This is a genomic window from Streptomyces panacea, from assembly GCF_040560175.1.
GTDB classification, from domain to species: Bacteria; Actinomycetota; Actinomycetes; order Streptomycetales; family Streptomycetaceae; genus Streptomyces; species Streptomyces panacea.
Genome location: NZ_JARJHW010000362.1, coordinates 1 through 415, shown reverse-complemented (window position 1 = coordinate 415; position 415 = coordinate 1). Strand labels below are relative to the sequence as shown.

The 415-nt window shown below is 68.4% G+C and carries 1 protein-coding gene; it reads left to right on the top strand.

The features are described 5' to 3' along the window. Positions 1-7 precede the first annotated feature (7 nt). Positions 8-415, top strand: a 408-nt coding sequence (locus P3L51_RS35940) for a CurL C-terminal domain-containing protein (RefSeq protein WP_354609563.1), incomplete at its 3' end; no start/stop codon positions are given.

The following is a 415-nucleotide window of genomic DNA, read 5'->3' as shown; positions in this document are numbered from 1 at the left end:
CGCAGCCGTGTCGTCGTTCGGGCTCAGTGGAACCAATGCCCACGTGATCGTCGAGGAAGCCGTCCCGGTCGAGGAAGAGGCTGTGGAGCGGCTGGAGTTGCCGGTGGCTCCGGTGGTGGTGTCGGGGAAGACCCCGGCGGCGCTGGAGGCGCAGATCGGCCGCTTCGGCGAACTGGTCGCGAACGGCGACCCGCTGGACGTCGCGTACTCGGCCGCGACAGGGCGTGCTGTTCTTGAGCACCGAGCGGTGCTGGTGGGTCCCGAGACCGTGATCGGCTCGGTCACCGAGGGCAAGGTGGCTTTCCTGTTCACGGGGCAGGGGAGTCAACGCCTGGGTATGGGGCGGGAGTTGTACGAGACGTTCCCGGTGTTCGCGGGGGCGTTCGACGAGGTGTGTGCGGTTCTGGATCCCGCC